The sequence below is a fragment of the Halobacillus shinanisalinarum genome (genome assembly GCF_022919835.1).
Classification (GTDB): domain Bacteria; phylum Bacillota; class Bacilli; order Bacillales; family Halobacillaceae; genus Halobacillus_A; species Halobacillus_A shinanisalinarum.
In genome coordinates this window covers 2295219-2312122 of the sequence record NZ_CP095074.1, presented here as the reverse complement: position 1 = coordinate 2312122, position 16904 = coordinate 2295219, and the positions used below count along the sequence as shown (strand labels likewise).

The window sequence follows — 16904 nt, the reverse complement described above, 5'->3', positions numbered from 1 at the left end:
CAAATAATTGGTCAGAAGGAATCATTTAAACCAGCCTTTTTCCCTAAATCGTGAGATGGCTTCAATTCGGTTGCTTACTTCAAGCTTATCAAGAATGACAGAAATATAATTGCGAACCGTGCCTGGAGTAATGTAAAGCTGGTTTGATATTTCCTTCGTATTTTTGCCATCGGCCATCAGCTGAATGACTTGCTTTTCACGTTCTGTCAATGGGTTTTCATTGCCAAAAGCCATATCAACAAGTTCTGGGGCAAATATTCGCTGACCTTCCATGATAATCCGAATGGAGTTGGCTAAATCCTCACTTGGGCTATCCTTTAATAGGTATCCACTCACCCCTGCTTGTTGGGCCCGTTCAAAGTAACCAGCCCTGGCGAAAGTAGTTAAAATAATGACTTTACAGGGATGTTCTTTCAGCTCTTCTGCTGCATCGAGTCCGCTTTTTATCGGCATCTCAATATCCATCATGCAAATATCGGGATTGAATTGTTTTACCAGCGAACATGCTTCTTCACCATTTTTGGCTTTTCCGACAACTTCCATGCCCTCTTCTAAATCTAGCAAGGAGCCAAGAGCCCCTAGCAGCATCCGCTGGTCTTCAGCAATTACAATACGAATCACACTAACTCCTCCTGTTCCGTTTGTTGAATGACGTTAGGCACCCGAATATGAAGCGTTGTACCATTTGATGAAAAAATCTCCAAGCTGCCGTTCACAAATTCCAAGCGCTCTCTCATACCCTGAAGCCCGTTTCCCTGGTATGATTCGAGTTGATCTGCCATACCCTTACCATTGTCCTCGACTGCAATCAAAACTTCGTTAGGATGTTGCTTTATAAAGATGTTACAGGAAGAAGCCTTACTATGCTTAACGACATTGGTGACAGCTTCCTTCAAACACATACTAAGCACATTTTCGACTAGCAAGGGGTGTTTGTAAGCTTGGGACTCCCTTCAGTAGTGAAGTCTATTTCTGCAGCTGTTAAAATTTGCTGAATACGAATGATTTCATCCTCGAGTTTGGCCCCTCTCATGTTTGAAACCATCTCACGTACCTCTTTTAGTGCTGTCCTTGCCGTTTGGTGAATATCGTTAATCTCATTTTTGGCTGAGTCAGGTTTCGCCTCCACTAGTTTCCCAGCAAGGTCACTTTTCAAACCAATTAGGGATAGTTTCTGACCTAGAGTATCATGTAAATCGCGAGCAATCCGTTCACGTTCTTCGATCACCATTAGTTGAGAAATCCTTTTATTGGCATCTTCTAACTGTCCCTCTAACTTCTCACGCTTGTTACGATAGTACATGGTAAACGGCAGCAAAATTACACCAATGATACAAATAATCATAAAGGGAAGTTGAGGGAAAATTAATGTATAATGTGTGAAAAAAACCATGGTTATCGCTGCAGCCGTAGTGAGAAGGTGAACGATGTATAACGTAATAAACCCGCTTTTGTATTGTATATTTCCAATAAAGAAAGCTAGGAAAAGCGCAAAGTATATATAACCAAAAAATATCGTCATTACAATGCTTATTGCCATTTCTATACTTACCCATAAATAGACGATCCGGGTATTAGAAATGAAGGATAATCGATAGGAAAGAAAAAATAGTAACGTCATGAAAACTCCAAAGCCAATCTCCAACATGGATGATGATCTGAATATGAAAAAGAAAGGCAGACCACAAAAAATGATCCATACATATAGGCTAAGGCCCGTGTTTTTTGGGATAATATGATACCAGTTCTGCATAGCGGCCTCCTTTTAGTCAATGTATTGTTATGAATACAGGATATAATACAATGATAGACCCTGTCACTATTATTCCATAAGTGTTAGGTGATGAAGCCAAAAGACATCATAACAAAAAGCCCATTCCTTATCGCCTGAATGGGCTTTTAAAACACCTTATTTATCCTGGAAGCTTGGACTTTTACTGCCCATCTCCGTGCTTGATGTAGGCTTTCCCAGAAGGTGTTTAATTTCCTTGAAGCTTACAAACGATTTATTTTCAGTATCATATAGGCGGAAGCGAATGGATTTTAAGCTGGAAGCCAGCGTAATTGTTGTTGCTTTTTGTAATGGCGGTGTGGATTCGTGTGCTTTTTCCAAATGATAGTTAGGTACTCTTGGACTTAAGTGATGCACGTGGTGAAATCCGATACTGCCTGACACCCATTGCAAGATCTTTGGCAGCTTGTAATACGAGCTGCCGTCTACAGCTGCCTTCACAAAGTCCCATTGGTCTTCATCTTCAAAGTAGGAATCTTCAAATTGGTGCTGCACATAAAATAACCATATACCAAGCGTTCCTGATACATACAGAATTGGAATTTGAATAATGAGAAATGCCTGCCAGCCAACCGCCCATATTAGCAGGGTATAGATAGCGGCAACTGATATATTGGTCAAGTACGTGTTCATGCGCTCTTTACGTTTGGCTCCTTTACGGTTAAAACGGTTAGAAATTAAGAACAGGTAGATCGGCCCTAGCCCAAACATTACAATCGGATTACGGTAAAGGCGGTAAGATAACCTCTCCCAAAAACTTGCGGCGACATATTCATCCACTGTCATTACCCAAACGTCTCCCGTGCCACGCTTATCCAGGTTGCTACTTGTCGCGTGGTGGATGGAATGGTCTCGTTTCCACTTTTCAAAGGGAAACAAGGTAATAATGCCAGTGATTGTACCAATAACTCGGTTGGCTTTTTTATTTTTGAAAAAGGACTGGTGTGTACAGTCATGGAAGATAATAAAGATCCGAATGACAAATCCCCCGGCTAGGATTGCAAGTGGCAGGGTTAACCATACTGAAATAGCTAAACTCTGATACGCGAGAAACCAAAGGATGAAAAACGGAAGAAGTGTATTGATAAGCTGTCTTATGGCCGCAATTGCATCTGGCTTTGCAAACGAGGCGACATTCTTTTTTAGTTGAGCTTGTTTTTGTTTCTCCATGCGATTACTCCTTATTCGTGCATACTTTTAATAGTATTTCTATCATAGAAAAAACCGCCAGACAATGTAAGACACAAACGTCAGGTAGCCTATATGACATTTGTCATATACCTCGCAGCTCGTAAATAAATCCACCTAAAAAAATACCACCTCAGGTCATCCAGATATTGGATGACCTGAGGTGGGGGTTTTTGGTATTTCAGAGTAATAGGTAGGCGATGGGGGTTACGATGATGATCGTTAGTATTGTACGTTCGATCCAAATTACAATTAGTTTCGGAATACTTACTGGGATATCCGTTGAAAGGATACAAGGGATGAGAGCTGAAAAGAATAGGATCGCAGATACGGACAAAGTAGCAATTACGAATTTGGTGATCAATGGTGCATTTGCAACAAGTAAAGCTGGGAGGAACATTTCAGCAATTTCGATGGCGGACGCTTTAGCAGCTAACATGGGTTCAGGTACTTGCATGATCCAGGTGAATGGGTAAAAGATATAGCCCAAAATATCAAAAAAGGGTGTAAATTCAGCAAGGACCAGTCCGAATAATCCCACTGATAAAATCGATGGGAGTATGGCCATTGTCATGATCAAGCCGTCCTTTAAGTTCATCCGTATATTTTTGACAAGGGAAGGAGAACGTTCAGCTGTTTCCATTGCTTGTGACCAGGCTGCTTTAAGTCGGTTCTTCTTAATTACCTGTTCTGGCTGCCCAACACCGTCAAAATATTCGTCACTTATTTTATTTAACGGCCAAATTCTTACCGTAATGGCTGTGACGAGAAAAGTGACGAATAATGTGACCCAGAAATATGTGTTCCAAATCTCCATTATTCCGAGCGTCTTGGCAACGACAATCATGAAGGTCGCTGATACGGTCGAAAAACCAGTTGCGATAATCGTTGCTTCTTTCACCGAATATTTCCCTTCTTTGAACACACGGTTGGTGATTAACAGCCCGATCGAATAGCTTCCAACAAACGAGGCGACGGCATCAATGGCTGAACGCCCTGGAGTTTTCCAAATCGGGCGCATCACAGGTTGCAGTAAGACGCCAATAAATTCAAGCAGTCCATAGCCCACGAGTAAAGAAAGGAAGACGGCTCCTATTGGGACGAGCAAGCCAACAGGTATAACCAATTTTTCAAAAAGAAACGGTCCCATGTTGGCATTGAATAACCAGCTTGGTCCAAAGTTAAAGATCAGCATCGCAGCAACGGCGACACCGATAATTTTGAATAACGATAGCACAATATTTACCTTATCTTTATTCCACAAACGATTGACGAACGGGTAGATAGCCCCGAGTATAATGATAAGGAGTGCATAATAGGGTACGAGTGCTGCGAACGTCGTCTGAATATAGGTGACAATGTGATCGAGTGGAATGGAAGAGGTGCCGTTGATAGTAATTGGAACGAAAAAGGTGAAGATGCCGATCATGCTGAATAGGAAAAATTTAATTAAATTTGCACCAGACGGCCCCCGGACGGATCAGGTTGAACTTCTTTTTTTACAGATTCCATTTTCTTACCTCCAAATGATTGAATGTTCAGATAATAACTCTTGAAAAAGAAGGGCGAATATGACATCGCCCTCTATCGCATGCAATAGCCTGTCAAAAATGACAGCATTACGTGAACAGCACTCTTCACTGACATACCACCTAAATCTTTACGTGGATCGAGACAGACTATATCGATGGCTTTCACTTTTGTGTGTTCGCCAGCGATTTGAACAGCATCAAACAATTCCTCCGTGTACATGCCGCCGGGGGTCGCAGCAGGAGCAGCAGGATTATGAGCTATATCCAGGACGTCCATATCAACCGTTAAATAAACTGTATCGACCTTCCCGTCCAATTGCTCTAATGCTTGCGTGATCACGTGTGCGATCCCTTTTTTCCTGGCCTGATTCATAGTTGTGTAATTTATCTTATGCTCATCAGCATAATCCTTCAGTTCTTTGGCATTGAAGAATCCGTGCAGCCCGATGTTATGGACATTCTTCCCCTCGACAATGCCGCTTTCGATCAAATTACGAATCGGCGTTCCATTCGCCGGACCGAACACATTCAAATCACGTAAATCAAAATGCGTATCGAGCTGCAAAATGCCGACTGTTTCATCAAGGTGGGCTTGTTTCCAGCCCTTGACCAACATCGCTGTAATTGAATGGTCGCCGCCCATCGTAATAGGTAGTGTATGAGGGTGGTGGTTTCTCATTGCCACCATCGCTTGCTCAATTTGATTATGGGTATAGGTGATATCTGTGGCATGTTGTTTCACATTGCCAAGGTCAATTGCCTTCAGCTTGGCTAAATCAATGTCTTCATCGAGATTATACGTGCCGAAGGATTTCCATGCCTGTCGCATCGCCTCAGGATTATCACTGGCAGCAGATGTGCTGATAGACGACTTCGAAAGTGGCACCCCGAGAATCGTCACATCGTAATCCTGCCAGTCAGGTACGGATTCTCCAACTGTTTCAATCCATTCATGCACCTTAAGATCGCTTCTTTTATCCGTTTGCTTTGACCAGACCATGCTGGGCCTATCTAACATCGGATAAGGATAGTTCTTCATTGCAGCTGCCCTCCTACAACAAGCGGTGTACCAGCTTTGATGACGCTATCCACATGGTTCATGCCATATTGGTAAGATAGGGTTAGGTAATTTGGTACATTAAAGATGGTCACATCAGCTCTTTTGCCCTGTTCAAGACTGCCTGCTTCTCCTGCACAGCCAATCGCGTGAGCAGCATTGATCGTTGTCGCGGTCAGTACTTCTTCAGGTGTCATGCCCATTTTCAAGCAGCCCAAGTTCATGATGAATGGCAGGGAAATGGTTGGAGAGGAGCCTGGGTTAGCGTCAGTAGAAAGAGCTACAGCCACTCCTGCATCGATCATTTTTCTAGCTTGTGCGAATTCTGCCATTAAGAAGAATGCTGTACCTGGGAGCAATACACCGACGACTCCGGTATCCGCCATATCTTTAATTCCTTGTTCAGATGCTTTTAAAAGGTGGTCGGCTGAGATGGCACCAACGGAGGCGGCTAATTCCGCTCCGGCATAAGGCTCAATTTCATCGGCATGAATTTTAGGGATTAACCCATGTTCTTTACCGGCTTCTAAAATGCGTCTAGATTGTTCTGGTGTAAAAACGCCTCGCTCACAAAAGACGTCGTTAAAGACAGCGAGGTTCTTTTTAGCGACTTCCGGAATCATTTCATTAATCACCCGATTGACGAATGGTTCAGGGTTCTCTTTTTCAGCCATTGGGATCGCGTGAGCACCCATAAACGTTGGTACGAGATCGACGGGGTGATCCTTGGCCAACTGCTGGGCAACTTCAAGCTGCTTTATTTCATGCTCAAGCGTCAATCCATAGCCGCTTTTCGCCTCCACCGTTGTTACCCCATGTAACAAAAATTGATCTAAGCGTTTTCTTGATTGTTCGTAAAGCTCTTCATGGCTCGCTTTCTGTGTTGCTCGAGTAGTAGCATGGATTCCGCCACCAGCTTCCATGATCTCCATGTATGTCTTTCCTTTCAGACGCATGGCGTACTCATTTTCCCTCGTTCCGGCATGTACCAGGTGTGTGTGTGGGTCAATTAGCCCTGGTGTAACCACCTTTCCTGTGGCATCAATATGATTTTCAGGGACCACTGAATCTTGGTACTTCTCACGAATCTTTACATCAGTACCTACTTCTACGACTTTCCCCTCTTCCATATAAACAGCACCATTCTCAATCACCTCAAGCTGAGACATGGCTTCTTTCCTTGCCGGTTTCTCCGAATGTCCAGCCATGGTAATTAATTGAGCTGCATTGGTAATAAGCAATTTTTGTACCATAAAAAATTCCCCCTCCTAGTCCTTCTTTAGCATAGGTATGTGAATGCCTTTTTCTTGAGCTGTATTTTCGGCAAGTTCATATCCGGCATCGACGTGACGGACCACACCCATGCCAGGATCTGTCGTTAATACACGTTCCAAACGCTGTTCCGCATTTTTTGTACCGTCAGCAACAATCACCATTCCAGCGTGAAGGGAATAGCCCATGCCAACACCACCGCCATGGTGAACACTGACCCAACTGGCACCGCCTACGCTATTAATCATCGCGTTCAAAATTGGCCAATCGGCAACCGCGTCACTGCCGTCCTTCATGGATTCCGTCTCCCTGTTTGGTGACGCAACAGAACCAGAATCAAGGTGGTCACGGCCAATAACGACGGGTGCACTTAATTTGCCGCTCGCCACCATATCGTTAATAATCTTTCCGAATCTGGCCCGTTCCCCGTAACCAAGCCAGCAAATGCGAGAGGGCAGCCCTTGGAAGCTGATTTTCTCACGAGCCATGCGAATCCAATTACATAAATGTTCATTGTCACTGAATTCTCTTAGAATGACTTCATCTGTTTTATAAATATCTTCTGGGTCACCGGATAAGGCAACCCAACGGAAAGGTCCCTTGCCTTCGCAAAACTGTGGACGAATGTAAGCAGGAACAAAGCCAGGGAAATCAAAAGCATTCTCTACCCCTTCATCCTTAGCGACTTGACGGATGTTGTTGCCATAGTCAAACGTAATGGCTCCTTGCTTCTGCATGTCGAGCATTGCCTGAACATGTGCGGCAATACTGCGTTTTGATAGTTTAATATATTCTCCGGAGTTCTTTTCACGAAGATCCGCTGCGGCTAGGAGATCCATATCCACTGGAACATACCCATTCAACGGGTCATGTGCCGAGGTTTGATCTGTTAGTGCATCTGGAATGAAACCTTTGGAAATCATTTCCGGCAAAAGCTCTGCAGCATTACCTAACAAACCAATCGAGAGGGCTTTGCCCTGGCCCCGAGCTTGTTCTGCCAGTTGAATAGCTTCATCAAGGCTGTCGGTGGATATATCCAAGTATTTTGTATCTAAACGGCGCTGAATACGATTCTGATCAATTTCAATCGCAATGCAGACCCCGCCGTTTAAGGTAACAGCTAGTGGCTGTGCGCCGCCCATGCCACCGAGTCCAGCTGTTAAGGTGATTGTGCTTTTTAAACTTCCATTAAAGTGCTGTTTGGCACACTCAGCAAACGTTTCATACGTCCCTTGAACTATGCCTTGACTGCCGATGTAAATCCAACTGCCAGCCGTCATTTGGCCGTACATCATTAAGCCTTTTTGATCGAGCTCATGGAAATGGTCCCAATTTGCCCAAGCAGGTACAAGGTTTGAGTTGGCAATCAACACTTTCGGTGCGTCTTTGTGAGAACGAAAGACAGCAACGGGTTTCCCAGACTGGATGAGCAACGTTTCGTCTTCCTCAAGGTTTTTCAGTGATTCAACAATCGCCTCGTAACATTCCCAGTTACGAGCGGCCTTGCCGATCCCGCCATAAACGACGAGTTCATCTGGATTTTCTGCCACATCTGGATGCAAGTTATTGCTAAGCATCCGTAAAGCAGCCTCCTGGATCCAGCCCTTTGTATGCAATTCTGTTCCACTATACTGCTTTACTTTTCCTGATTTCGTTTCAGACATCATCTTCATCCCTTCGAATTTAATTTTTCTGATAACTACATGGTATCAACAGTCAATATTTAAAAATAGATAATTAAATTTAGAATTTATGTACTTATATTCGATAAAGGTAAAGATATGCTTAAAAACGCTTACAATTAAAGGTGTTAAATTTAGAAATGAAAAAAATATTAGATTAGAAAGGGGGTAGCACTTTTATTAATTGGAGTGACGGTTAATATTTACCAAACCATATTCTCTATTAAAATAACCTGTTAAGCAAAAACTGGATGCACGAATATGATTATTTTTAACCTAGTTAAAAAAGTACTAAATTACGACGAATATTGATAAAATTTTGTTGTCTCCCCCAGGGAAGGGGGTGATAACTTGGATACTCAGGAAGTAGTTAAAAGTTTCAACAACTTTGAGTTAAAGGTCATGTATGAATCTACGCTTAACCACCTTAGTCATCATGGATCCGAGGTCTTAGAATTCTTAGAAGATCTCTTGTTCTTATTAACTGAAGAAATTCAGAATAGGAACATCTGGTAAAACCAAATCCATTAATCTAAGTTAGTTGTTCTGATAGCACCGTGGCGATAAAGGGGGAGGCTAATATAATTAAGGTTACTAACTGTGAATCTACTATCCCCACTAGATATCCATAGGTATCACTCGTTGAAATAACGCATCACGTAACTTTAATTAAAGGCTATAGATATGATTATTCCTCACATTATGTATTATTTGTTATCGCCGTTTCTCCAATGTTTATTCTTTTTTTAATAACGCATCCGTGACATAAGCGGTGAAGCGAGTAAGTGTTTTTTCAACGATTAGAATATCCTTGTTAGCCGACCTCCAACGCTAGGTACATAGTGAAAAGGCCCAACCTCCTCCTTGATGGAGAGAAATCGAGCTTTCGCTATCAGACAGTCATTCATTTGTACGAAGCACTTATTCCAACTATACATACGTTAATTATTCCGAGGGATCTGAATGGTCTCTCTGATATGGGGAATTGGATGATGACGATAAATATGGTAGGAGCTTTCCCCTTAGGACTTTACTTGTTGTCACAAATTCTTTCTTTAAAATGACACTTGTCTCATTCGCTATCAGAATAGTTGCAGGGGGATAAAATTACAATTATTAGGTCCCTATTAGGCTTATGTATCCCAATTCTGTACTCAGTGAATTCTACGGTATTCACGAGGTGTTTGACCAGTCGTTGATTTAAATACACGACTAAAGTAATTAGGGTTATTAAACCCTGTCGAATGAGCAATGTTTTGAATCGTTTCATCAGAGGAAGCCAGCATCTCTTTGGCTTTTTGTACACGGGTATAACTTAACATTTCTCGAAACGAACGTTCGTACTTGTTTGATAGAATATGACTGAAATAGGAAGGGCTGCGTCCAACATGTCTCGCTACTTCCTTTAAGGAAAGTGTTGGATCTTCGTAATGATCTTCTATATATGAAATGGCTTCTTCTATGATATCAATCCCTGCTGCGTTGGGGTGCTTTTCGATCGAGTTTAATAAGTAGTTTATAAATAGAATCATATCTTGGACAATCCGGTAAAGGACGGGACTGTATAAAATAGTATCAAACACCTGTTTGTACTTTTCCTCGCTCTCCTCATCTGTGATCCCTTTGCGAATCATAAAGCGACGGATTTGTGCGAGAATACTCGTCAAGCGTGTCCGCAATAGTCCAGGGTCAGGAAAGGGCGGCTCCATGCTGAAAAATTGTTCATACATCCATGTTTTGATCTCCCCTCCGTGCCCTTCATCTAGCATAAACACCCAGTTACGCTGTTCTTTCATCGTTAAAAAAGGATCCATGTCTGTCCAATCATGGTTATATCCTGAACTTAATACTTGTTGGTAACCCGTGAAAAAAGTCGTCTCCATTACTTTTCGCAGCTTCATATAGATTTGGTGGAGGGACCTTTGACTTTCTTCCGAATGAACAACGATTGCCAGAGGTTTACCCGCAGAACGTTCCCATTCTCTCAAGAAACGCTGCGCCTGTTTAACAGGGTCGGGAAGAGTTTCCTGGAATACGAGGGCGATCCGATCACTCGTTGAAAACACCAGTGGTTTATAGTAAAAATCGAACTGCTCGATGAAGGTTCTTAAATGACTTAAATCAGCTATAGATTCTGTTTTTACTAAGTAGACGGGGTATGGGAAGGGAAGGTGTTCTTCAATAAATAACGATTCATATCTGGCAGCATGCCTCGACTCACCATCTTTATTTGGATTCGATTGGCTGGAAAGATTCTTAAAAGCTTGTTGTAATGAGTTCTTCACCCGTGACGGCGATAACGGCTTTACCCATAAATCTACTGCCTCAATCTCCATCGCCTGCATAGCCCGCTCAAATGTAGGTTCCGCGGTAACCGCGATCACCTCTTCTGCATACCGGTCAATAAACGTCTTAACCATTTCCCACTTATCCTCAGCTACCATATCAAGTTCAATGCACAGCACATCAGGAACTTCATTCTCCAATACATCGAAAACCTCAACCAATTGATCGACCAGCCTCGAATTTGAAATAGGGAAGGAGTATTTCGTAATCAGCCACTCAAGACCAACAAGTTCCTGTCTATCACGATCTGCAATTAATAGTTTATACATCTGAGCCACCCTACCTTCTAAGCTATTCCCCTCATTTTAACGTATCACTGGAACAATAGCATCTTATTGGGGAAAATCCCACCTCAGGTCATCCAAATTTTGGATGACCTGAGGTGGGATTTATTTCCATATCATTAAATCTATTATACGGTGTGGCTACTATAAGGGAGGTTACTCTAGTATAATAGGTACAATTCGGTGTGTTTTTACTATGTGAGCCCACATCACAATGAATATCTGTCATATATTGTAGAATAGAAGTGTCTTACAGCCTGATTATTTTACCACACCTTAAAATCGGTGCTGGTATGCCTTGCGAAAATGATACATATCATGGTTATGGATAATAGTTTGCTTACGGCAAGGTGAAGAACAAGCATGGATTTTATAAAAGCTACTATGAATGGGTGGTCCAATTTCTTGTTTCTTTACCCTTTAGTCATGTCACTTTTATGGATTGCCGGATCTCTTTTGTTTTTTTTCGTCGTGAAAGCAACCCTGTTCCAATACATTTAATCAAGATCGAATGGCCTAAAATTAGTATTCTTATACCTTGCTATAATGAACAAGATACGATTGAAGAAACGATCAACCACTTTAGTAGATTGTCCTATCCAAATAAAGAAATTATTGCAGTGAACGATGGAAGCCAGGATTCAACAGGGAGACAATTACAGGATCTAGCATCTATCTATCTGCAATTACGTGTGGTCGATTGTAGTGAAAATAGGGGGAAGGCCCAAGCCTTACAGCTGGCCAGCTTTGCTTCAACGGCAGAATTTTTAGTATGTGTAGATGCAGATGCCATCCAATATCAAGCTTTTGAAAGTGACTTACAGAAGAGCATCACTGTATTAGAGGATAAGTTAGATATCTCTGTACAGGATTTTGCCTACCCTTACGGAATTGCGAGCGATGAAATCGTATCTATAGTAGAAAATTCGTCAATCTCAAGAGCAGCCATCCTTGCTCCACGATCAATCTCGCCTGGAAACGGCCTATACCGTATCAACCGATTTCTTGTTGAAGAAAAGAACTTTGAGATGATCTTTCAAGAATCGCCTGACTCTTTCAAAAATTAAAAGATGCAAGGATCAAACAAAATAGTTTTGATAATAGGCTGAATCTTTTAAACTAAAGAGGAAAAGGAGATGATCAGCATGTTGATGGAAAAAATCCCGAATTTCGCATTAAAAAATGTGGACGGGAAAGAAGTATCTATTGACGATTTTAAAGGAAAACAAACACTAATCTTTATGTGGGCTTCCTGGTGAAGATGTCGTGAACAATTGCCTGGATGGCAATCTTTTTATGACGAGCATAAAGGTCAAAACTTTGAAATTCTTTCCGTAGCTGTTGATGTCCAAGGGCCTGAGGTGGTCAGACCTTACATTGAAAGTATAAGCTTTCCAACAGTGGTCGATGAGGAAAATCAACTAGCCAATTACTTTGGGTTTAAAGTAGTCCCTAATGGAATCTTTATTGATGAAGAAGGCACCATTCGCTTGCTTAAACAAGGGTTTAAAGTAGACGAGGAAGAACACGTTCAATCGTTAGCGCAGCTTATTAATAAAGAAGTGGAGAAAGTTGAATTCGATGATCAATATTATCAGCCGCAGAACGCCCCTTCTAATGTAGAGAAACAATTAGCAGAGAAAAAATTCAAGCTCGCTATGGAATACTCTAAGAACGATAAAAAAGAGAAGGCGATTCAGGAACTTGATGAAGCGTTAGTACTAGATTCCGATAACTTTTTAATTCGAAAACAACGCTGGCATCTCCTTTATCCGGAGAAATTCTCACCAACGATTGATATAGAATGGCAGCAAAGGCAACTTGAAAAGGAAAAACAAGAAGAGGCTCAGTTAAAGGATGGGATGGTTTGTGGGCCAGAAGGTTGTTACATCCCTGGGACATGACCAGCGTCTTGAAAACTAGGTTATGACGAGCTTTCCATTTGATATAAGGATAATTCATATACTAAAATGAAATGATAAAGTTAAGGAGGGTTCAACATGGCTAAGACAATTACTGCCGAAGAATATGCAGAAGTTACTAAAAATATGAGTCAACCGGTTGTGCTTGAATTTGGTGCAGATTGGTGACCAGGCTGTCGTCAATTGGGGCCGGTGGTCTCAAGCGTATCTGAACAGCTTGATAATGTGGATTTCTACTATGTAGATGTAGATCAATCTTCAGATTTAGCTGGACAGTTTGGGGTACAAAGTATTCCAACATTAGTTTTAATTAAAGATGGAGAAGAAGTAAACCGTTCTGTTGGATTTGCTCCAGAAGAACAGGTGAAGGATTTCGCTCAATCATAATAGCAATAAAAAGAAGGCGTCCCAATTTAAAGTTTCGGGAGGCCTTCTTTTATTTTCTCTTAGCTTGGAGGGGGAGATATGTTGACACCGTACCTACTCATTTCTCCAATAACGTAAAACTGTACCCTTTATTTCGTATTGCTTTGATCAATTCTGGCAAAACTTCAAGTGTTTGTTTCAGTTCATGCAGGAGAATTACTGCTCCATCCTCAAGATTATCAGCGACATTTGTAATGATTTGCTGTGGATCCTCTTTTAGTTCCCAATCGATGGCAGCAATTCTCCACATGACAGTCAGTACATTCAGTTGTTTAGCTGCTTTGATCGTATCATCGTTGTATTGGCCAAACGGCGGGCGAAAATAGTTAATTTGACTCCCCGTAATTTGTTCAATTTTTGTGATGCTGTTTTGAATTTCTTTATATTGTTGTTCATAGGTAAGCTTAGTCATGTTAGGGTGTTTTGTAGTGTGTGAACCGATGAGATGCCCTTCATCTAATACTCTATTCCAGGGTCTTTTTGGATATAAAAGGCGAGATTGCCAAAAAAAGACCGCTGGAACGTTTTCAGCTTTTAGTACATCAAGTATCTGTGTTAAAACCTTACTTGGACCGTCATCAAACGTTAAGATAACAGACTTTTGGGTTTTATTTTGAACAGAAGTAACAACATCTGAATCGTTAGAGTCGTACACGACCCTTGAGCAATCCACTACTCATGGACTGTTTATCATCTCTATTCCTCCTTTTTCGCATTATGTATGGTTTGATGGGAGCCGCACTTCCCATCGTTAATTAAAAGGTGATTTGATGAGATTCGTACGTTTCCTCATAATTCTTTTCTGTAAATTCTTCTGGAGGGCCATCGAAAATGATTTTCCCATCTTTAAGTGCTAGGAGTCTTGTGGCATAGCGTTTAGCAAGATCGATATCGTGTACATTAATAATTGTCAGTAAATCAAGACGTTGGTGCATGTCCTTGAGCAAGGTGAAAATATGGTTAGACGTCCCAGGATCCAGGCTGGCTACTGGTTCATCTCCAAGCAAAACTCTTGGCTGCTGGATGAGGGCACGTGCGATTCCTACTCTTTGTTTTTGACCGCCACTCAAAAGTTCGACTCTGCGATTGGTCATTTCAGTAAGTTCAACTTCGGAAATCACACGTTTGGCTTGTTCCAATTCTTTGTTGGAAAACAAACCAATCAAGTTTTTAAAGTTACTGCGATAGCCAAAAATTCCCGTTAAGACGTTCTGTATCACGCTCATTCGGGGGATGAGGTTAAAAAGCTGAAAGATCATACCCATTTCAAGCCTGACCTGCCGCAACTGTTCTTCATTCATATTGGATAGTTGCTTTCCATCAAAATAGACTTCGCCTTGGGTAAGTTTCTGTAACCCATTGATGGAGCGAATAAACGTTGATTTTCCAGCACCGCTTTTACCAAGGATACATATAAAATCACCTTTATTAAATGACAGATGGACCTCAGATAGTGCATCATGCTTTGCTCCCGGGTAACGAACGGAGACATTTTTCATCTCAATCATTTGGTTGGCCCCCTTTCTTTCGCATGATTGGACATGAACTCCCTTTATCTTCAGGTCATCATTAAACAAGAATTCAAATGACCTTGTTTCTAATATAGCTGCCAAAGAGGTCAACGATAATAACCATGACCATAATCACCAGTACATCTAGTGAAACAGATGGATATTGGAAGGTCTGAAAATCGTTAAATAACCGCTGACCAATTCCGCCACCACCAATAAACCCTAGAATGAGTGATGTTCGAATCGCAACTTCAAACCGATAGAAGTAATGGGATAGCACATTAGGCCAAATCTGTGGAAGTATGCTGAACAGGGAGACGATCCAACCCTTGGCCCCGACTGCTTTCATAGCCTCTTGGGGGCCTGGATCAGCTGCTTCAATTAATTCTGAAATTAGTTTACCCAGCACACCGATGTTATGAAGCATGATTGCGATGACGGCTGGGAATGGCCCAAGTCCAAGCGCTGTCAGCAGGATTAATCCAAACACGATTTCTGGTACAGACCGAATAAAGCTTAAGGATACCCGCCCAAAATGATAAATAAATGGTGAGGGCGCTGTGTTCCTGGCAGCTAGGAAGCTTAATGGCAGGGCAATAAACAGCCCTAGCAGACTGCCTAGAAATGCCATGGCCAATGTTTGCAGCGTATCCTTTATGATGCCTGATAGGTTTGAAAAATTCGGTGGAAACCATTGTGACAGGAAATCGATCATGTTACGGAAATCCTTGAATTTCGATAAGTCAAATTCAGTAAGCCTCATGCTAATATAAATGAATACTATAAGAAGAATACCTGTTAAAATGTTGCGTTTTTTAAACCACACCATGATCAACTCTAATCTTTAATAATTCCTTGTTTAAGGGCTGCTTGCCTAATATTCTCATAATCCTCATTACTTGCTTTAGTGAACCCAGTGGCTCCAAATGCATCTAGAATCTCTTGATCCTCTATACCGAGGAAGGCTTCCTGTAGCTTGTTAATTGTCTCTTGATCTGTATCTTTGTGCACGGCCCATGGGTATTGAAAGATCTTATCTGATTTCCATATCACTCTAAGTTGTTCTTTATCAATCTTTCCTGATTCGACTAGCTGATTAAAAATAGCACTGTCAATAGCTGCAGCATCGACTTGTTTATTTTGGACGGCTAAAGCAGATGCGTCATGTGAGCCTGTGTAGCGAACAGATTTAAATTTATGGTTTTCGTTGGATTGATAACTCCCGCGCTCCTCTAGTTCGATAGAAGGGATCAAGGTACCGGAAGTTGAATTCGGATCACCAAACGCAAAGGCGACTTCTTCAGGCTTTTGCAGCATCTCGTCTAAGGAGTTCCATGGTTGATCACTGTGGGTAATAATGTATGAATGGTAAAAAGGTTCACCGTCAATTAATTGAGTAATGATTGCTTTCGCGCCGCTCTTTTGATGGGCGATGACATACGTTAGCGGTCCTAAATAAGCCATATTGATCTTATCGTAGTTCAAGGCTTCCACCACACCGTTATAGTCCGGGTAGACTTCCACCTTAACTTCACGATTCAATTTTTCATTAAGAATGGATTGGAGCTTATTCATTGCATTATCCATTGATCCTTCAGTCTGAGCCGGGATGACACCGATCGTAAATGCTTCCCCAGATTGCTCTTCTCCGGATTCCTCCTGGCCGGACTGTTCATTGCCTCCACCACATGCTGTTAAAATCAATCCGATACTAAGTATGAAAGCCGCTATCAACCACTTTTTCATATTTTCACCTCATTATTTTTGGTAGATCGTAATTCTATAAGTGAGTGTTCAAAAAGTTGCCAAATTAGAACGCCGACAAGGATCGTCACATCCTGTGACAAAGTCGGCACTAGCACGTCCTGTGCGTCGCAAGAAGTTCGAGGCGC

14 protein-coding genes and 1 pseudogene are annotated in these 16904 nt (G+C 41.8%); 3 read left to right on the top strand and 12 right to left on the bottom strand.

What is annotated here, in order from left to right; all coding sequences use genetic code 11:
* Nucleotides 1–21: 21 nt before the first annotated feature.
* From MUO14_RS11325 to MUO14_RS11290, 8 genes and pseudogenes are all read right to left on the bottom strand, one after another.
* Complete coding sequence (locus tag MUO14_RS11325; RefSeq protein WP_244755308.1) at nucleotides 22–621, bottom strand: response regulator transcription factor; 600 nt, start codon at nucleotides 619–621, stop codon at nucleotides 22–24.
* A pseudogene (locus tag MUO14_RS11320) lies at nucleotides 618–1753 on the bottom strand (histidine kinase). The gene MUO14_RS11325 and the pseudogene MUO14_RS11320 overlap by 4 nt, the downstream one beginning before the upstream one ends.
* 156 nt (nucleotides 1754–1909) lie before the next feature.
* A complete protein-coding gene (locus MUO14_RS11315; protein ID WP_244755307.1) occupies nucleotides 1910–2962 on the bottom strand; it encodes a Delta(5) desaturase DesA in 1053 nt (350 codons plus the stop codon).
* Nucleotides 2963–3161: 199 nt separating this feature from the next.
* Nucleotides 3162–4430, bottom strand: coding sequence for a YjiH family protein (locus MUO14_RS11310; RefSeq protein WP_244755563.1), 1269 nt, complete (start codon nucleotides 4428–4430; stop codon nucleotides 3162–3164).
* Between the two features lie 134 nt (nucleotides 4431–4564).
* Nucleotides 4565–5551 carry an agmatinase family protein gene (locus tag MUO14_RS11305; protein ID WP_244755306.1) on the bottom strand — a complete coding sequence of 329 codons (987 nt, stop codon included), beginning with the start codon at nucleotides 5549–5551 and terminating at the stop codon, nucleotides 4565–4567.
* A complete protein-coding gene (gene hutI, locus MUO14_RS11300) occupies nucleotides 5548–6822 on the bottom strand; it encodes an imidazolonepropionase (protein WP_244755305.1) in 1275 nt (424 codons plus the stop codon). Before hutI ends, MUO14_RS11305 begins: the two co-directional genes overlap by 4 nt.
* 15 nt (nucleotides 6823–6837) lie before the next feature.
* Nucleotides 6838–8508 carry a urocanate hydratase gene (gene hutU / locus MUO14_RS11295; RefSeq protein WP_244755304.1) on the bottom strand — a complete coding sequence of 557 codons (1671 nt, stop codon included), beginning with the start codon at nucleotides 8506–8508 and terminating at the stop codon, nucleotides 6838–6840.
* 1169 nt (nucleotides 8509–9677) lie between these two features.
* Complete coding sequence (locus MUO14_RS11290; protein ID WP_244755303.1) at nucleotides 9678–11138, bottom strand: helix-turn-helix domain-containing protein; 1461 nt, start codon at nucleotides 11136–11138, stop codon at nucleotides 9678–9680.
* Nucleotides 11139–11503: 365 nt separating this feature from the next.
* On the opposite strand from MUO14_RS11290, the gene MUO14_RS11285 reads away from it, so the two are divergent.
* From MUO14_RS11285 to MUO14_RS11275, 3 genes are all read left to right on the top strand, one after another.
* A complete protein-coding gene (locus MUO14_RS11285) occupies nucleotides 11504–12220 on the top strand; it encodes a glycosyltransferase (RefSeq protein WP_244755302.1) in 717 nt (238 codons plus the stop codon).
* Nucleotides 12221–12289: 69 nt separating this feature from the next.
* Complete coding sequence (locus MUO14_RS11280) at nucleotides 12290–13057, top strand: TlpA disulfide reductase family protein (protein ID WP_318036034.1); 768 nt, start codon at nucleotides 12290–12292, stop codon at nucleotides 13055–13057.
* Nucleotides 13058–13258: 201 nt separating this feature from the next.
* Nucleotides 13259–13462 carry a thioredoxin family protein gene (locus tag MUO14_RS11275; protein ID WP_255822194.1) on the top strand — a complete coding sequence of 68 codons (204 nt, stop codon included), beginning with the start codon at nucleotides 13259–13261 and terminating at the stop codon, nucleotides 13460–13462.
* A gap of 97 nt (nucleotides 13463–13559) precedes the next feature.
* Here MUO14_RS11275 and MUO14_RS11270 read toward each other — a convergent pair whose 3' ends face one another.
* The 4 genes from MUO14_RS11270 to phnD form a co-directional block, all read right to left on the bottom strand.
* Nucleotides 13560–14174 carry a polysaccharide deacetylase family protein gene (locus MUO14_RS11270; RefSeq protein ID WP_244755301.1) on the bottom strand — a complete coding sequence of 205 codons (615 nt, stop codon included), beginning with the start codon at nucleotides 14172–14174 and terminating at the stop codon, nucleotides 13560–13562.
* An 82-nt stretch (nucleotides 14175–14256) separates the two neighbouring features.
* Nucleotides 14257–15009 (bottom strand): phosphonate ABC transporter ATP-binding protein, encoded by a 753-nt coding sequence (phnC, locus tag MUO14_RS11265; RefSeq protein WP_244755300.1) that lies wholly within the window; start codon nucleotides 15007–15009, stop codon nucleotides 14257–14259.
* 73 nt (nucleotides 15010–15082) lie between these two features.
* Entirely contained in the window at nucleotides 15083–15838 is a 756-nt protein-coding gene (phnE, locus tag MUO14_RS11260) for a phosphonate ABC transporter, permease protein PhnE (protein WP_244755560.1), read from the bottom strand.
* Nucleotides 15839–15849: 11 nt separating this feature from the next.
* Nucleotides 15850–16758: a phosphate/phosphite/phosphonate ABC transporter substrate-binding protein gene (phnD, locus tag MUO14_RS11255; RefSeq protein WP_244755299.1), complete on the bottom strand. Its 909-nt coding sequence runs from the start codon at nucleotides 16756–16758 to the stop codon at nucleotides 15850–15852.
* Between the last annotated feature and the right edge of the window lie 146 nt (nucleotides 16759–16904).

Bases quoted from the DNA above. Each gene is read 5' to 3' on its own strand.
- MUO14_RS11315 (WP_244755307.1), bottom strand. From the start codon at position 2,962: ATGGAGAAACAAAAACAAGCTCAACTAAAAAAGAATGTCGCCTCGTTT.
- MUO14_RS11305 (WP_244755306.1), bottom strand. From the start codon at position 5,551: ATGAAGAACTATCCTTATCCGATGTTAGATAGGCCCAGCATGGTCTGG.
- hutI (WP_244755305.1), bottom strand. From the start codon at position 6,822: ATGGTACAAAAATTGCTTATTACCAATGCAGCTCAATTAATTACCATG.
- hutU (WP_244755304.1), bottom strand. From the start codon at position 8,508: ATGATGTCTGAAACGAAATCAGGAAAAGTAAAGCAGTATAGTGGAACA.
- MUO14_RS11290 (WP_244755303.1), bottom strand. From the start codon at position 11,138: ATGTATAAACTATTAATTGCAGATCGTGATAGACAGGAACTTGTTGGT.
- phnC (WP_244755300.1), bottom strand. From the start codon at position 15,009: ATGATTGAGATGAAAAATGTCTCCGTTCGTTACCCGGGAGCAAAGCAT.
- phnD (WP_244755299.1), bottom strand. From the start codon at position 16,758: ATGAAAAAGTGGTTGATAGCGGCTTTCATACTTAGTATCGGATTGATT.